The organism is Engelhardtia mirabilis (assembly GCF_007748095.1).
Taxonomy (GTDB): domain Bacteria; phylum Planctomycetota; class UBA1135; order UBA1135.
The window spans coordinates 6776178-6792458 of the sequence record NZ_CP036287.1; the positions used below are offsets into that span (position 1 = coordinate 6776178).

Genomic DNA, 16281 nt, shown 5'->3' on the forward strand with positions numbered 1-16281 from the left:
GGCGCGAGAAGCGCCCAATCGCCTCAAGACCGGCTCGCGGCCCGGCCGAACCCCCCTGCGGTACCCACCCGCCCAACGCCCGATTCCCTGAGCCCTCCCCAATGAACAAGAAGGTCGAAATCGCCACGCTCGCGGCCGGCGGCCTCGGGTTGTTCAGCATGTGCTTCCTGGGCTTCGCCCTGGTGAGCGACGTGCCGCTCGAGGAGATGGCCGTGATCGGGCCGCTGTTCAGGAACGGCGACGAGCAGGCCGAGGAGGGCGCCGACGGCACCCTGGCCGAGGCCGACGGCGGCGCGCCGGGGCAGAACGGCGGCAAGGCCCTGGCCCTGCCGGAGCGTCGCGGCACCGCCCAGGAGATCGTGACCGCGAACCTGGGCGTACTGGGGGCCTTCGCCCTGCCGGCGCCCTTCGCCCGCGCGGAACTCGAGACCCTGGTCGACGAGCTGCGCGACCAACGCGACCTGCTCAAGGAGCGCAGCGACGCCCTCGACGAGCGCGAGCGGCAAGTGGCCGACCAGATCGCTGCCCTCGACATGCGCTCGGCGGAGCTGGAGCGCATCAAGGGCGAGATCGAAACCCAGACGGCAGCCATCGAGCTGCGCTCGCTCGAGCTGAAGCGCGACGAGGACGTGGAGACCGCGGGTGAGTCCCTGGTCTACGAGAACTTGGCGACCCTCTACGCCGAAGGCGACACGGAGCAGATCACCGCCGACCTGGTGGGCATGGGTCCCGACGAAGCGGCCAAGGTGCTGCGGATCCTCGACGAGGACCGCGCCATGGACCTGTTGCGCGCCATCACCGGCGACGAGCGCGGCAAGTTCATCGACGCCTGGGCCCGCGCCCAGCCCTGAGCTCGACGCCGCTCCCGAGCGCGAGCGGATTTGCTCCCTCGGGTTCAGTCGCGCCCTGGGCCTGGCCGAATGCTCTCCAGGGCCTCCCTGATCGGTTCTTCCCCGGATCCGTCGCGCCCTGACTCGTCCCCATGGACTTCCTCACGATCATCGGCATTGTGATGGGCTTCGGCCTGTTGGGCGCCTCCATCGCCGGTGGCGGTGGCTTCGGTCTGTTCATCGACGTCCCCTCGATGATGATCGTGGGCGGGGGCACCATCGCGGTGTTCCTGATGAACTTCACGATCCCCGACTTGAAGGCGCTGATGCCCGTCTTCTTGCGGACGTTCATGTTCAAGCTGGCGACGCCGGCCGAAGAGATCACGCGCGTGGTGGAGTACGCCACCCTCGCGCGCAAGGAAGGCCTGTTGGCCCTCGAGAGTCGCCTCAAGGAGGTCGACGACGTCTTCATGGCCAAGGGCATCCAGCTCGTCATCGACGGCTTCCCGTCGGAAGTCGTGCGCGACATCATGGAGCTCGAGGCCGAGTGGCAGGGCCAACGCCACGCCATCGGCAAGAAGATGATGGACCAGCTCGGCGGCTACGCGCCGGCCTTCGGGATGATCGGGACGCTGGTCGGTCTGATCCAGATGCTTGCGGCGCTCGACGATCCGGCCTCGATCGGTGGCGGTATGGCGGTTGCGCTCTTGACCACGCTTTACGGCGCCATGGCGGCGAACATGATGTTCCTGCCCCTGTCGGGCAAGCTCGAGATCCGCGCCAAGGAAGAGGCGCTGCTGCGCGCTCTGATGATCGAAGGCATCGTCGCCATCCAATCCGGCGACGGACCGCAGTTGATCAAGGAGAAGCTCAAGACCTTCCTCGCGCCCAGTGCGCGCCAGTCGATCGCGGCATGAGCGGCGGCGCAGAAGGCGGCGAAGGCACTCCGATCGACGAGCTCCCGCCCCTGCCGCGGGTCAAGGAGCCCAGGGAGGAGGAGGAGCCGCCCGGTGCCCCCGAGTGGGTCGTCACGTTCACGGACATGATCTCGCTGCTGGTGACGTTCTTCGTGCTCTTGATGACCTTCTCCTCGATGGAGGAGTACGAGCTGCTCGACGTGCGCGGCTTGCTGCCCGGCAACACCGGCATGATCGAGCACATGAACGGGCCGACCGACGTCAAGCCGCCCGAGAACGATCTGTTGGCCAACACCGATCCCCTGAACGGGGGCGAGCGCGCCCACGAGCGGCCCGAGGATCAACTCGACAAGCACACCGACGGCGGAACCGCCCAGGCCGACGACCAGACGCCGATCGACCTGAACAAGATCGGCGACGGCCTGATGGTGACCTGGGACGCGAACTACTCGTTCGGGCCCGGCTCGGTGGAGATCAACCCCAAGCTCGAGCAGGCCCTGATCGAGCTGTCCGAGGTGCTGCGCTTCTATCCGCACCAGATCGTGCTCGAGGGCCATGCCGCCAAGGACCACCGCCCCACGCGCGAGTACCCGGATGCGGAGACGATCTCCCTGGCGCGCGCGATGAGCGCGGCGCAGGTCTTGATCGACCACGGCGTCGAAGAGGAGCGCATCCAGGTCACCGGCCACGGCGCCGAGCGGCCGCGCTCGGTGGCCAACACCGCGGAGTCGCGCCAGGCCAATCGGCGCGTGGAGCTGCGTGTCTTGACTCTCGGCCACGCGCGGTCGGAACAGCTCAAGCACGAGTGGCGCGAGCGTCGCAACCGCGAGGGGGGGCTCTAGGTGGGCAAGCGCAGGGGCCCCAAGGACGAGAAGGCCAAGGTCCCCGGGTGGATGGTGTCGTTCGGGGACATGATGACCCTGATCCTGACCTTCTTCATCCTGCTCGTGTCCATGTCGCGCGAGCAGACCTTCGGCATGGTCGCGCGCGGCATCGGCTCGTTCATGGTCTCGGCCGAGTCCTACGGCCTCGATGGGCTGCTCGACGGCTCGGAGAAGAACGAGATCTTCAACGAGGTGCGGGTGCGCTTCAACTTGCCGCCGGTCGAGAACCCGATGGAGCCCGACGACGAGCACCCGATGGCCACCAGCGAGCTGGTGCGCGCGGACGACATCGACAAACTCCCGCCGCGCAACGAGATCTTCCAGCCGTCGGTGGCGATCTTCGCCGTCGGCTCCAGTGAACTGAGCTCGGAGGCAGCACAGTACCTGGACCTCCTCGCGCCCAGCCTGCGGCCACGGGGGACCCAGGTCCTGGTCCTGGAGGCCCAGGCCGGCGCCGGCGAGGCCTCCGGCGACTTGGCCCGCAACGCCCTCGCCTTGGCCCGCGCCCGCGCCGTGCGCAAGCACCTGGAGGAGCACCACGGCTACCAACGGGCTCGCTTGGAAGTCCGGGCCTGGATCTCGGGTCTCGATCCTGGGTCGAATGGCGGAGCCGCCGTCGACGCCCGCTTGATCCTCGAGCCGGACTGAGCCGATTCAGCCCCTGGAATGGCAGACGAAGCCGACAAGAACGCCGACGAACCGGCCTCCGAAGAGGAGCTGGCCGCCAAGGCGCAGAAGAAGAAGCTGATCAAGATCGCCGGCGGTGCCGTCGGCCTGGTCTTGATGGCCTGGGTGGCCTCCGTGGTCGCCAAGCCCGCGCCCGAGGAATACAAGGAGTTCCTGGGCCCGTGGGTGGCGCCGGTGACGCCGTCCAAGATCCAGACCAACCTGCGCGGGGACGGCTCGAAGCGGTTCCTGATCATGCAGGCCAACGCGATGTTCGAGGCCTACGACGAGGTCTACGCCACGACGCGCACCGCCGACCCGATCTACATGGCCCTGATCAAGGACGCCATGCTCGAGATCTCGTCCAAGCGCACCGTCGACGACGTGATGGGCGGCGCCATGCGCGACGTCTTCAAGCGCGAGCTGCGCGACGCGATCGACAAGCTGATGTTCCCCGTCCACATCGGGGACGCGGTCAACCCCGCCGATCCGGACAGCCAGACGGGCATCAAGCCGGGCTTCTCGATCTACGAGAGCACCCTGCGCACGCCCCTCTACGACCTGAAGCTGTTCGTCGACGCGCCGGTCGGAACCCTGCGCCTGGGCGACGGGCCCGAGGTGCGCTTCACCGGCGAGGAGCGCGACCTGCGCGTCGAGGACGGCTCCGGCTACACGGTCTACCTCGACCTGACCGAGCTCGACCCCACCTTCCACGGGCAGATCCGCGTCGGCACCCACGGGCGCATCCGCGAGCTCCTGTTCGAAGACTACGCGGTTCAATAGAGCGGGAACGACGGCCTTGAGCACCAACGTCGATCCCGAGGAGGCGGCCGCCCTGATGGACGCTTTCGACACCTCCCGAGGACAAACGGTCCGCGAGGTGGAGCAGCGCGACTTCCGCGTGCCCCTGCGGCTGCGCGGTTCGTCGATCGCCGAGCTCCAGCGCGTGATCGAGACGACCCTGCCCCAGAGCGAGATCGAACTCTCCAAGCTGCTGCGCGGCCGGCTGCGGCTCGACCTGGTCTCCGCCGGCGAGTTCAACGCCGAGCAGTTGCAGGACGGCCTCGACGAGCCCCTGGCCCTGGTTCGCTTCAGCGCTGGCGGCCACCCGGCCTGGGCCCAGTGGGAGATCGAGTCCGCGGTCGAGGCCGTGGAGCAGATCCTGGGCGCCTCCGAGCCGACCCCCGCCACGCGCGACCTCTCGCCCCTCGAGCGCACGGTGATGCGCACGATCATCGAGGGCGTCTGCACGCCCCTGTGCCGCCGCATGGGCCTGCCGGTCGAGGGCTTCAAGGCCATCGGCCAACTCAAAGAGGCCGGCGACTGGCGCGAGGCCGACCACTTCGCCGACCCCCACCGCCTGGGCCTCGAGCTGCGCCTGACGACCCCCGGCGGCGCCTCGAACCTGCGGCTCTACCTGCCGATCTTCGACGCCCAGCTCACCTTCGCGGCGCGCATCGCCGGCCAGAAGCTGCCGCCCAAGCTGCCCCCCCACCTCAGCGCCGTGGAGCTGCCCGTCTGCGCCCAACTGGGCACGATCGAGCTGCCCCTCTCCGAACTGCTCGCCCTCGAGGTCGGCGACGTGCTGCCCCTCGACGCCCACCGCGGCGAGCGCATCAAGGTCCACGCCGACGGTCGCGACTTCGGCCGCGCGATCCTCGGCAGCCGCCGCGGTCGCCTGGCCCTGCAGTTGACCTCCCTGACCAGCGAGCCCACCGAACCCGAGCCCCCCGCGGCCACGATCGAGGAACAAGCATGAGCGACGAGACCACCGAAGAGACCACCGACGTCGAGCAGGCCATCGACGCCGCCACCGACGCCGTGCGCGTCCAGGCCGAGGGTCTGCCGGAGCTCGAGGACAGCCACACCGAGAGCGCCGGCATGGGCCTGCCCCACCTTCTGAACGTCCCGGTCCAAGTGACCGTGGAGGTCGGCCGGACGCGCCTGTCCCTGGCCGAGCTCGTCAAGCTCGGACCCGGCTCGCTGATCGAGCTCGACCGCGAGGCCCACGAGCCGGCGGACATCCTGGTCAACGGCAAGGTCGTCGCCCGGGGCGAGGTCGTGACGATCGACAAGACCTACGGGGTGCGGATCACGAGCGTGTACCAGAACTGAGGGCAGCCCCCGCTCTCTTCGGCGCGCGCGAGCCCGGCAGACAGACAACGACCCCGATGCCGCGTCGCGGGATCGGGGTCGTTGTCGGTCGGTCGGGCTCGGACTCGTTCCGCCGGCCTTGGCCCTGAGGTTCGGCGTGCCAGGGGCCGGGCGGATCAGAGATACAGCCGACCGGACCAGTCCTCGGTCTGGTCGAAGTCCAGGAAGCGCGCCGGGTCGAAGTACTCCAGGTCGAAGGCACTGACCGGCTCACCGGCGATCATCTGCGCCATCCCGTCACCCACCGAGGGCGCCAGCTTGAAGCCGTGATCGGCGAAGCCGGCGGCGACGAAGGCTCCCTCGACGCCGGGGACGGGGCCGATCATGGCGCGCCCGTCCGGGGTCAGTGGGAACCAGGAGACCTGCTCCCCGACCATCGGTTCGTCCGCGTAGTAGGGCAGCCGCTTGACCAAGAGCTCCCGCGCGCGCTCCGCCAACTCGGGCCGCGGCGCGCTCTTCGCCTGGGGTTCGTCGAAGATCTCCTGGGGGTCGTAGTTGATCGGGCACACGCGCGTGCGGCCGTGGTTGGCCTCGCAGCGGGTGTAGAAGCCGTACTCGAGGTCGAGGATGACCGGGTGCGGTAGGCCCTTGATGGCCTCGTCCGGATCGGCCTCGCCTTCACTGACCAGCGGGTCGTCCAGGTCCACCAGGGCCCAACTGCTCGTCTCGCCCAGGGCTCCGCTATCGTCTTCGAGGTCGTCGGACGGCATGCGGAAGAAGTGCTGCTCGACCCGCGCCACCCGCAGGGGCATCTCCACGCCGAGCTTCTGCAAGAGGTGCCGGCAGTGGGCGCCGGCCACGATCACGATGGTGTCCACGTCGTAGTGACCCTCGGTGGTCTCGGCGCCGACCACCCGGCCCTCGCGCACGTCGATCGAGAGGATCTCCACGCCCGTGCGGGTCGACGCCCCGTAGGTCCGGGCCAGGGCCGCGAACTGCTCGACGGTCGTGGTCGGATCGACGTAGCCGCCCTGGGGCTCCCAGGCGGCGATCACCCCGTCGTCGACCTCGATGTTCGGCACCAGGGCGCGCACGCCCTCGGCGTCGAGCAGCTGGGTGCGGATGCCGAGCTCGGTCTGCTGATCCACGTTGCGCGTCAGGCGCTCGATGGTCTCCGGCCGCGAGGGCCCGGCCAGGGTCAGCACGCCCGCGCGCTGGAAGCCGAGGGTCCGACCCGTGCGGCTCTCGAACGACGAGTAGGCCCGCATGCTATCCCGGGCCATGGCGCCGATCATGCGGTCGGCGTAGTGCTGGCGCAGGATCGCGCCGGACGCGCCGGAGCTGCCCGAGGCCAGGGCCGAGCGCTCGAGCAGCACCACGGGCTGACGCAGGGGGTCGAAGAAGCGGGCGGCCGAGAGGGCGATGGCGTTGCCCATCACGCCACCGCCGACGATGAGGACCTTGGCTTTCAAGCGGGGACCTGGACGGTTCGAGGGAGTCCGCGGGAGACGCGGAGCAGGAGCGGCGCGGCATATCAGCAAGGCCAGCCCTGGGAGGGAAGGGCCGGCGGGCCGACGATCGTCGGGAATCGCCGCCCTCAGGGCATTCGCCCGCTACGACCACCGGCGCGGGCCGTGGAGCGGGAAGCGGGAAGCGGGAAGCGGGAAGCGGGAAGCGGGGGCCGGGGGCCGGGGGCCGGGGAGCGGGGAGCGGGGAGCGGGGAGCGGGGCGACGGGCGGCTGCGGCGCGGGCGGCGGTTGGGCGGCGGTTGGGCGGCGTGCCGATGGAGGGCGTGCGATGAGCGGGCGACGGGCTGCTGACGAGCAGTCGACGGTTGGCCGACAAGCCGCCGACAGTCCGGCGAGGCCGCAAGGCCGGCTCGCGACCGGGGCTGAGGCTGGGTCCGCCCGACCGCACCTCGCCCTGGCCCACCAGCCCCCGCCCAGCCACCCCCTGGACCGGCCCGACCGACGAGAGGTTGCACCCCAACCGCGGAATCGTCGCCCCCGGCTCCGGTTACCCTGCGCGGCCAGAGCGCATCCGATGATCCCCGATCGCAAGACCCGCACCATCCACGTCCGCGACCTGCCCATCGGCGGGTCCGCTCCGATCGCCGTGCAGAGCATGGCGGCCACCCGCACCCAGGACATTCCGGCGACCCTGCGCCAGGTGCACCTGCTCGAGGAGGCGGGGGCCGACCTGGTGCGGATCGCGATCGACTCCAAGGCCGACGTGGAGGCCCTGGCGACGATTCGGGCGCAGACGAAGGCGCGGCTGTCGGTGGACCTCCAGGAGAACTACCGCCTGGCGGCGCTGGTGGCGCCCTTCGTCGACAAGCTGCGCTACAACCCCGGGCACCTGCACCACCACGAGAAGGACAAGCCGGTGGCCGAGAAGGTCGGCTTCCTGGTGGGCGTGGCCAAGGAGCACGGGCTGGCCCTGCGGATCGGGGTCAACGCGGGCTCGATCGCGCCGGAGTACCGGCTGCGCTACCCGGACGACCAGCTCGAGGCCCTGGTGCGCTCCGCCGCCGACCATTGCGCCCTGGTCGACGCCCACGGCTTCAGCGAGTACGTGGTCTCGATCAAGGACTCGGACCCACGCACGGTGATCGACGCCAACCTGCGCTTCGCCGAGCTGCGGCCGGACGTGCCCCTGCACCTGGGCGTGACCGAGGCCGGGATGCCGCCCGACGGGGTGATCAAGACGCGCATCGCCTTCGAACAACTGCTCAGCCGCGGCATCGGCGACACCCTGCGCGTGTCCCTGACGGTGCCCTTCGACGACAAGGGGATGGAGATCGCCGTCGGGCGCGAGCTGATCGACGACATCTCGAACGGCCGCTTCCGCTCGGTGCCGCCCAACTTCTTCGATGGGCTCAACATCGTCGCCTGCCCCTCCTGCAGCCGCGTCGAGAACAACCGCTTCGTGGACCTGGCCCAGGACGTCAAGGAGATGACGGCCTTCGCGACGGACCACGACCTGACCATCGCGGTCATGGGCTGCCGGGTGAACGGGCCGGGCGAGACCGACGACGCGGACCTGGGCCTGTGGTGCGGGCCGACGACGGTCAACCTGAAGCGCGGTGAAGAAGAGCTCGGCGCCTTCTCGTACGACGAGATCCTCGGCGAGCTACGCACGGCCCTCGAGCGGCTGATCGCGGAGCGCGAGACGGCCCAGGGGAGCTGAGGCGCCGTTCAGCGCCCCAGCGCGGCGTCGTCGGCCCACAGGCGCAGGTCGCCGTGGCCGCGCAGCAGGCTGACCGGACAGTCGTCCCCCGCCGGACCTGCGACCAGGCGCGCGACGGCCGCAGCCTTGGCGGCGCCGAAGGCCAGCACGCGCAGGGCCCGCGCCTCCTTCACGGTCGCGATGCCGACGGTCAGGGCGGCGGAGGGCACCGCCTCGAGGCCGCCGAAGGTGGCGGCGGCGTCCGCGCGGGTGGCCGGCGCCAGGTGCACGCGTCGCGTGCGCGAGTCCGCGCTCGAGCCAGGCTCGTTGAAGGCCACGTGCCCGTTGCGGCCGACGCCGAGCAGCTGCAGGTCCAGGCCCCCGGCGGCGCGGATGGCGCGCTCGTAGGCGTCGCAGCGCCGCTCGAGGTCGCCCTCGCCGACGTCGGGGAAGTGGCGCTGCTCGGGCGGCTGGTCCAGGTGGTCGAACAGCTCGCGATCCATGGCCGCGGCCATGCGCTCGGGGTGGTCGGGCGCGAGGCCGCAGTACTCGTCCAGGTTGAAGGTCACCACGCGCCCGAAGCTCAGGCCCTCCTCGCGGTGCAGCCGCGCCAGCTCGCGGTAGAGGCCGACCATGGTGCGGCCCGTGGCCAGGCCCAGCACCGCGCGCCCGCCCGAACGCGTGCGGTCGTCGACCAGGTCGGCGATCTCGCGGGCCAGATCGCGGAAGGCGTCCTCTGGCCGTGCCACTGGCCGCAGATCGGGCTCGTTGCCCGGGGCGTCGCTCGCGCTGGGGGGGGCCATGGACGCATGATCTTGTCCCGGGCTGAGCGGCGACCCAAGTGGAGAGGCGCGCGAAGTCCCCCCGAGATCCGGTGAGCGAACCCGACCAAACCCCCGAAACCGCTCCCGGCGGCCGCGGCTTCGCGCCGGCGGCGACGGGCATCTGCCTGACGATCTGGCTGGCGACGGTGCTGCTGGGCTCGCTCAGCTCGATCACCCGCGACGATCCCATCGAGAGCTTCAACCACCCCGACAGGGTCCTGGTCCACAGCGTCGAGCGGCCCCAGGTGTGGGCCGAGGGGCTCGCGGACAAGGTCGGGAGCAGGCTGCCCGGCCTGGCCTCCGAGCTCGATGACGGCGCCATGATGGCCGCGGGGGCCGAGCTCTACGCGGACGTGGCGGAGCGGCTCGAGGCCCTCGCCTCGCGGATCGAAGACACCGACTCCAGTGACGGGCCGAGCGCCGCAGCGGCCGAGCGACGCCGCCAGGCCTGCCTGCTGCTCGTGCGCGGGGCGGCCCTGGCGGCTGAGTCGGGGGATGCGGACTGGCCCGACTGGCTCGACCTCGCGCGGGCGACCGGGGCCGGGAATTCGCAGCAGCTCGACGGGATCGAAGCGGACCTGCGCGCGGCGACGGGGATGCACGCCACGGAGGCGGATGCCGCTGGTCCCGAGGCCGATGCCGCATCCGGACCCACCACCGCCGATTCGGACCCGGTCGACGCCGGGGTGGAGCGGGGCGACGAGTCCGACGACGGGGTCGCCGACGCCGAGCCCCCCGTCGAGCCCGAGCCCCTCGAGTTCGACCCGAGCCTCTCCACCGCGATCATCGAGCTGGCCCACGCGACCCGCGTGGGCGACGAGAGCCTGCGCGAGCTGTGGCAAGGCTGGCGCAAGGACACCGGCGCCGACGCCGCCGCGCGGCTGGTGCGCTTGGCGCTGGTGGCGGCGGGTCTCGCGCTGCTCGGCCTCGTGGCCCTGCTGTTGGTCTCGGTGCTCCCGGCCGCCTTCGTGCGGCTCGACTCGCCCGCCGACCCGAACCACTGGCCCGCCACGGCCGACGGCCTGGGCCTGTTCGCGCGCTACGCGGTGGCGTTCGTGTTGGTCTCGTCGCTGCTCGCGATCGCGGGCGGCGGTCTGGGTGGCCACGACGGCATTCCGCTGACCCTGGGCATCTCCGCCCTGGTCTCGAGCCTGCCGATCCTGCTCTTCGCGCGTCTGCGCTGGTTCGGCGAGCCCCCCGGGAGCCTGCGCCGTGCCCTCGGACTCGGCCTCGATCGCGGCCGTTCCTGGCGCCTCGTCCCTGTCGTCGCGGCTGGCTGGGTGCTGGCCCTCGGCGGTCTCTACACGGTCACCACCCTCGCCACCGGTTTGGGCGCCGGCTCCGACCCCTTCTCCAATCCGTTCCTCGAGCTGATCGTCGGCTCCAGCGCCATCGACCGCGCACGGCTGCTGCTGGAAGCCTGCGTCTGGGCGCCCCTGTTCGAGGAGCTGGCCTTCCGCGCGGCCCTCTTCGGCGGCCTGCGCCGGCGCTTGCCCTTCCTGCCCGCGGCCCTGATCTCCGGCGGGCTGTTCGGCATGGCCCACGTCTACGAGCCGGCCGGGATGCTGGGCATCGCCTGGGTCGGCGTGGCCCTGGCCTGGATCTACGAGCGCACGCGGTCGATCTGGGCTCCGATCCTGGTCCACGCCCTGTTCAACTTCGGCCAGCTCCAGCTCGCCTTCCTCCTGGCCTGAAGCCACCCGGCTAAGCTCCCCGTCCGATGAATCCGAAAGAGCGCTTCCTCGCCGCCCTGCGCGGCGAACCCCTGGCCGCCGCCCCCGGATGGATGATGCGCCAGGCCGGGCGCTACCTGCCCGAGTACCAGGAGCTGCGCACCGGTCGCACCTTCATGGAGCGCGTGCGCGATCCGCACCTGGCCGCCGAGATCACCCTGCAGCCCGTGCGCCGCTTCGGCATGGACGCCGCCGTGATCTTCTGCGACATCCTCGTGCCGCCCGACGCCATGGGCGTGAAGGTCGAGTTCATCGACGGCAAGGGCCCGGTCATGGCCGAACCCCTGCGCAGCGCCGCCGACATCGAGCGCCTCGTCGACTTCGACCCGCGCCAGGCGACCGGCTACCTGGCCGAGGCGATCGGCCTGGTGCGCACCGAGCTCGGCGACAGCCGCGCCATCGTCGGCTTCTGCGGCGCGCCCTTCACCACCGCCAGCTACATGATCGAAGGCGGCTCGAGCCGCAACTTCGAGCGCACCAAGGCGCTCTTGTACGACGAGCCCGAGACCTTCGCGCGCCTGCTCGACCGCGTGGTCGACAACCTGATCCCCTACCTCGCGATGCAGGTCGAGGCCGGCGCCGACGCCCTGCAGATCTTCGACTCCTGGGGCGGCGCCCTGGACGCCCACACCTACCGCGAGGTCCTGAGCCCGTCCCTGCACCGCCTGGTCGAGGGCGCCCGCGCCACCGGCGTGCCCGTGATCGTCTACGCCAACGGCGCCAGCCACCTGCTCGAGGTCCTGGCCGACACCGGCTGCGATTGCCTCTCGATCGACTGGCGCACCGACCCCGCCGAGGCCCGCGCCCGCGTCGGCGGGCGCGTGTCGCTGCAGGGCAACCTCGACCCCTGCGTGCTGTTCAGCTCGCCCGACGTCGTGCGCCGCGAGACGAACCGCGTGCTCGACGCCTTCGCCGGCCACGCCGGCCACGTCTTCAACGTCGGCAGCGGCATCCTGCCCAAGACCCCCGTGGAGTGCGTGGGCGCGGCGTTCGAGACCTTGTTCGAGCGGCGCTAGTCGTCGTCACTCGTCGCCGCGCTCCGGTTCGACCAGGGGCTCGATGAAGACCGCGGCTTGGTCGGAGAGGACGGCGATGCTGCCGTCGGCGTCGACGGCGAAGTGCCAACCAGCGATGGTCTCACCGTCGAAGGCCAGCGCGCCGTTGCCGCAGTTGCGGTCCGTGATCCGCAGGGTCCGATCGGGGTAGCGGACGGTGACGACGGTGAAGGGCAGGTCCATCCAGCCCTCGACGAACAGCTCGTACTCGATCTGCGCCTCGGCCTGGGAGCGAATCGTGAGTCGCGCGAAATTGGTGAAGCTGCAGACGCGCGCGGTCCCGTCCTCGGTGGTGCGCGGCAGTGACGGCAGGCCGGGCAGGATCGGCACCGCCCGGGGCGGGCGGTGCTCGATCCAGGCAAACCAGCCGAGGGCGATCACGACCGGCACTGCCGCCGCGACGAGGCAGGACTGAAGCGGGTGTCGGGGGCTCATGGTGTGGGGCGGGTGGGCGTGCCCGGCGAAGGCCGAGCGAGCAGAGGATCGGAGGGGGCGGAAGCAGGTCCGCCTCACTCGCCCGCGGCGAGGGCCCCGACGCGGGCTCGCAGGGCCTGGGACGGTCCCTCGATACCCAGCGCCGCGGCGTCGGCCAGGGCGCGCTCCAGTTCGGCGCGGGCTTCGACGCCGCGCTCCGCGCCGGCCAGGGCCTGGGTCAGGTTGCTGCGGGCCTGGACCAGACGGGGTCGCAGCTCGCCCAGGCTCGCGAGCAGCTCGACGGCACGGCGACCCGCGTCGACGGCCTGCGCGTACTCGCCCGTGCCGTTGAGCAGGGCGCAGAGCACGTCCAGGTGTTGGCCCAGCTCGAATGCCGAGGCGGTCCCCTGCTGCTCCAGCTCCGCGAGGAGCGACCTCTGGGTTTCGATCGCCTCGGGGACGGCACCGGACATGGCCAGGCCGTAGACGTGGTCCGAGCGCGCGAGGAGGGTCTCGTGATGCAGCGGTCCCAGGGTCTCGCTCATCCCCTGGACGGCCTGCTCCAGGAGTTCGAGGCCCCGCGCCACCTCGCCGAGGTCCAGGTGCACCAGCCCCATGTGCTCCAGCACCCGCAGGCTCTTCATGTGGAGCGGTCCCTGCTCCTCGCAGCGCAGTTGGTAGGAGAGCCGGTCGAGCTCCAGGGCCTCGTCGAAGCGGCCGAGCTGGCGGTAGGTGTTGGCCAGGCCGTACATGGCGTCGAGCACGTCGCTGTCGCGATCGCCGGACAGCTCCCGCCTGCGCGCCAGGCAGCGCTCGAAGATCGCGGCCGCCTCCTCCACCCGTCCCAGGCCCTGCAGTCCCTTGGCGCGGGTCTCGGACAGGGTGACCAGGTCGAGGTCGCCCGGGGCGAAACCGTTGGCGGCGGCCAGGGCGAGGGCCTCGTCGATCCACCCGAGACCCTCGGTCACCCGACCGGAGGTGACCAGGATCTCGGCCGCGCCGTTGACGCTGCGGTAGGTGCGGGTGAACTGGGGCTCGTGGGCCGAACGCCAGGCCCAGACCTCCAGGTACAGGGACAGGGCGCGCTCGGGGTCGTCGAAGGTGATCGCGGCTGCGAGGTTGTGGGTGGCCGACAGGGCCAGGGAGAGCTGGGCCGGGTCGTCGCGGTCGGCGCGGGCCAGGATCGTCTCCAGGTAGCGCGGACCATCCTCGTCACGGCCGATTCGCCAGCTCTGGAGGAACAGGTCGGTCAGCGCGCGCAGCCAGGCCTCGTCGCCGACGGCCGCGCCCGCGGGCAGGTTCAGCAGGCGATCGTCCAGGGCGGCGAGCTCGTCCGACCGGCCGAGCTGGACCAGGGTCAGGTGCCGATCGACCTGGCATCGCAGCCAGTTGTCGGTCCACTCGGCGCCGGCGCCCTCGAACTCGGCGGTGGCTTCGGAGAGCAGGTCATGGGCCCGCTCCCACTGGGCCCGGCGCGCGAAGATCGCGCCGACCAGGGCTTGGACGCGGCCGCGCAGGAGCGGGTCCGTCTGCTGCGCGTGGACCACGCGCGACTGGTCCCAGGCGTCGTCGAGGGCTTGGTCGAGGGTGTACGGCGGCTCGCCGTCGGCGCGGGCGGGGGTTCGCTCGAAGACGCCGCGGAAGAACCGCACCAGGTCGCCGTTGGCCTGGGCCTCGCGGCGCTGTTCCGCCTCGGCCGCCTGGGCCTCGGCCAGGGCGGCGCGCTCCCCGTCGAGCGCCGTCTGGACCTGCTTCACCGCCGCCTGCTCGCGGATCAGTGCGTCGGACTCGCGCACCAACGCCGTCGTGGAGACCACCAGACCTAGGCTGAGGGTGAACAACACCAACGACGCCGCGACCACCAGCCCGCGGTTGCGGCGCGCGAACAGACGGGCGCGGTAGACGCGGCCCGCGGGCACGGCCACCAGCGGCTCGTGGCGTTGCAGGCGGCGCAGGTCCGCGGCCATGGCAGCGGCGTCCGCGTAGCGCCGGGCGGGGTCGGGGTCGGTGGCCGCGGCCACGATCCAGCCCAGCTCGGGGGGCACGGCGGCCAGGGACTCGAGGGCCGGCGCCGGCCGCCCCTGGGCCTCGCGCAGGGCGGCGAGCCCCGAGCCGGTGGAGGGGTGGTCGAAGCGCGGCGCGCCGGTGACGGCCTCCTCGAAGACCAGCCCGAGGGCGTAGACGTCGCTGCGGGCGTCGGCGCGCTCGCCGTCGAGGCGCTCGGGCGCCAGGTAGTTCAGTGTGCCGATCAGGGAGCCGGCGCGGGTCAGCCCGGCCGCACCGGCCTCGGCCTCCTCGCCGATGCCGAAGTCGATCACCCGCGCGTGGCCACAGCCGTCCACCAGCAGGTTGCTGGGCTTGAGGTCGCGGTGCAGCACGCCGCTCGCGTGGGCGTGGGCCACGGCGTCGCCGACCTCGAGGAAGATCCGCAGCAGCTCGGCGGCGTCCGGGCGCTCGTCGCGCACGTAGTCGGTCAGGGTCCGCGGCGACTCGACCAGCTCCATGGCGAACCACGCCAGGGGCCGCCCGCCCACGTCCTCGCCGGTGCCGGCCTCGAACACGCGCACGATGCCCGGGTGGTCGAGCCGCGCGAGCAGGCGCGCCTCGCGGCGGAAGCGCTCGCCGGCCCGCCCCACCCCGGCGACGTCCGCGGGCAGCAGCTTGACGGCGGCGACGCGATCCAGTTCCAGGTGGCGCGCGCGGAAGACCTGGCCCATGCCGCCGCTGCCGATCGGTTCCTCCAGTCGGTAGGGGCCCATCGTGTCGGGCGCTGCAACGACACGCGGCCCATCGTCGGGCTCGTCACCTGACCCGAGCAACTGCCGCACGGCCAGCTCGAGCTGGACGTCGCCGCCGCAGCGCTCGGCGAGCCAAGCGTCGAGCGCCGCCGGAGATGTGCCCTCGGCCTCGTCGCATAGGGCCCAGGCCCGGCGCCACAGCTCTGCGTCAGTCCCGTTCGTCATCGAGCAGCATTCGCAAGCGGCGTCGGGCGCGGTCCCATAGGCGCCGCGCCTGGATCTCGGGCACGCCGAGGTCGGCGGCGATCTCGGCGTGGGTGGCCTGGGCGAAGAAGCGCAGGCGCACGACCTCGGCGGCCAGGGGGTGCTCGCCCTCGAGGGTCGCCAGGGCCTCCTCGAGCGCCAGCACGTCGACGTCGACCCCGTCCTCGGCGCTGACGCGGTCGGCGCCCAGCTCGACCAGGGTCGAGAGGGCGTCCTGCGCGCTGCGCGCGCGGCGGTAGGCGTCCACGCGCACCGATTGGATCGCGCGGGCGAAGGTGGCCAGGAAGTGCTGGCGGTCGTTCCAGGAGCGCTCCAGCGAGCCGACCTTGACGATGCCCTGGTGCACCAGCTCGATGGTCTGGGTCTGGCCGCGGCGGCCGCCCGACCAGGCCACGCGGTGGGCCAGCTCGAGCATCGACTCGTAGAGCTCGTCGATCACCTCGCGCCGGGCCTCGGCGTGGCCGGCGCCCATGAGGTTGATCAGGTTGGTGAGCTCGAGGCGGGTCATGGAGGTGGGCGGTCGTTCGGGCGCGGCTCGCCCACCAGCGAAGTCGCAAATCTGCGGGGGTCGCCGCCCCGCAAGGGGCGATTGCCGCCTAGCTTGGGGCTCCCCCGGAAACACGCGGGAATCCCGAGCAGCCAGCTCGGCCCCGCGCGTGCAAGTCCGCGGTCCCCCAGTATCGCGCCACCTCCC

At 71.7% G+C, this 16281-nt stretch carries 15 protein-coding genes; 10 read left to right on the forward strand and 5 right to left on the reverse strand.

Going from position 1 to position 16281, the window contains the following annotated elements:
• The first annotated feature begins 101 nt into the window (after nt 1–101).
• From Pla133_RS25005 to fliN, 7 genes are all read left to right on the forward strand, one after another.
• A complete protein-coding gene (locus tag Pla133_RS25005; protein WP_145070486.1) occupies nt 102–851 on the forward strand; it encodes an IFT57 family protein in 750 nt (249 codons plus the stop codon).
• 131 nt (nt 852–982) lie between these two features.
• On the forward strand, nt 983–1747 hold the full coding sequence (locus tag Pla133_RS25010) for a motility protein A (RefSeq protein ID WP_145070488.1): 765 nt from the start codon (nt 983–985) through the stop codon (nt 1745–1747).
• Nucleotides 1744–2589 carry an OmpA/MotB family protein gene (locus Pla133_RS25015; RefSeq protein ID WP_145070490.1) on the forward strand — a complete coding sequence of 282 codons (846 nt, stop codon included), beginning with the start codon at nt 1744–1746 and terminating at the stop codon, nt 2587–2589. The genes Pla133_RS25010 and Pla133_RS25015 overlap by 4 nt, the downstream gene beginning before the upstream one ends.
• Nucleotides 2590–3279, forward strand: a complete 690-nt coding sequence (locus Pla133_RS26790; protein WP_419191951.1) for a flagellar motor protein MotB — start codon at nt 2590–2592, stop codon at nt 3277–3279. It abuts the gene before it with no gap.
• Nucleotides 3280–3297: 18 nt separating this feature from the next.
• A complete protein-coding gene (locus tag Pla133_RS25025; protein ID WP_145070492.1) occupies nt 3298–4080 on the forward strand; it encodes a flagellar basal body-associated FliL family protein in 783 nt (260 codons plus the stop codon).
• Between the two features lie 16 nt (nt 4081–4096).
• Nucleotides 4097–5056, forward strand: coding sequence for a flagellar motor switch protein FliM (locus Pla133_RS25030; RefSeq protein ID WP_145070494.1), 960 nt, complete (start codon nt 4097–4099; stop codon nt 5054–5056).
• On the forward strand, nt 5053–5412 hold the full coding sequence (gene fliN, locus Pla133_RS25035) for a flagellar motor switch protein FliN (RefSeq protein WP_145070496.1): 360 nt from the start codon (nt 5053–5055) through the stop codon (nt 5410–5412). Before Pla133_RS25030 ends, fliN begins: the two co-directional genes overlap by 4 nt.
• Before the next feature lie 155 nt (nt 5413–5567).
• On the opposite strand, the gene Pla133_RS25040 is transcribed toward fliN, so the two are convergent.
• The gene (locus tag Pla133_RS25040) at nt 5568–6863 is read right to left on the reverse strand and encodes an NAD(P)/FAD-dependent oxidoreductase (RefSeq protein WP_145070498.1); all 1296 of its coding nucleotides are present in this window, start codon (nt 6861–6863) and stop codon (nt 5568–5570) included.
• A gap of 571 nt (nt 6864–7434) precedes the next feature.
• Between Pla133_RS25040 and ispG the strand changes: the two genes are divergently transcribed.
• Nucleotides 7435–8580: a (E)-4-hydroxy-3-methylbut-2-enyl-diphosphate synthase gene (gene ispG, locus Pla133_RS25045; protein WP_145070500.1), complete on the forward strand. Its 1146-nt coding sequence runs from the start codon at nt 7435–7437 to the stop codon at nt 8578–8580.
• Between the two features lie 8 nt (nt 8581–8588).
• Here ispG and Pla133_RS25050 read toward each other — a convergent pair whose 3' ends face one another.
• Complete coding sequence (locus tag Pla133_RS25050) at nt 8589–9362, reverse strand: glucosamine-6-phosphate deaminase (RefSeq protein ID WP_145070502.1); 774 nt, start codon at nt 9360–9362, stop codon at nt 8589–8591.
• 71 nt (nt 9363–9433) lie between these two features.
• On the opposite strand from Pla133_RS25050, the gene Pla133_RS25055 reads away from it, so the two are divergent.
• Nucleotides 9434–11077 carry a CPBP family intramembrane glutamic endopeptidase gene (locus Pla133_RS25055; protein ID WP_145070504.1) on the forward strand — a complete coding sequence of 548 codons (1644 nt, stop codon included), beginning with the start codon at nt 9434–9436 and terminating at the stop codon, nt 11075–11077.
• 26 nt (nt 11078–11103) lie between these two features.
• Nucleotides 11104–12132 (forward strand): uroporphyrinogen decarboxylase, encoded by a 1029-nt coding sequence (gene hemE / locus Pla133_RS25060; RefSeq protein WP_145070506.1) that lies wholly within the window; start codon nt 11104–11106, stop codon nt 12130–12132.
• Nucleotides 12133–12138: 6 nt separating this feature from the next.
• Here hemE and Pla133_RS25065 read toward each other — a convergent pair whose 3' ends face one another.
• From Pla133_RS25065 to Pla133_RS25075, 3 genes are all read right to left on the reverse strand, one after another.
• Nucleotides 12139–12606 carry a hypothetical protein gene (locus tag Pla133_RS25065; RefSeq protein WP_145070508.1) on the reverse strand — a complete coding sequence of 156 codons (468 nt, stop codon included), beginning with the start codon at nt 12604–12606 and terminating at the stop codon, nt 12139–12141.
• 74 nt (nt 12607–12680) lie between these two features.
• A complete protein-coding gene (locus Pla133_RS25070) occupies nt 12681–15548 on the reverse strand; it encodes a serine/threonine-protein kinase (RefSeq protein WP_145070510.1) in 2868 nt (955 codons plus the stop codon).
• Nucleotides 15532–16095: a sigma-70 family RNA polymerase sigma factor gene (locus tag Pla133_RS25075; protein WP_145070513.1), complete on the reverse strand. Its 564-nt coding sequence runs from the start codon at nt 16093–16095 to the stop codon at nt 15532–15534. The genes Pla133_RS25070 and Pla133_RS25075 overlap by 17 nt, the downstream gene beginning before the upstream one ends.
• Between the last annotated feature and the right edge of the window lie 186 nt (nt 16096–16281).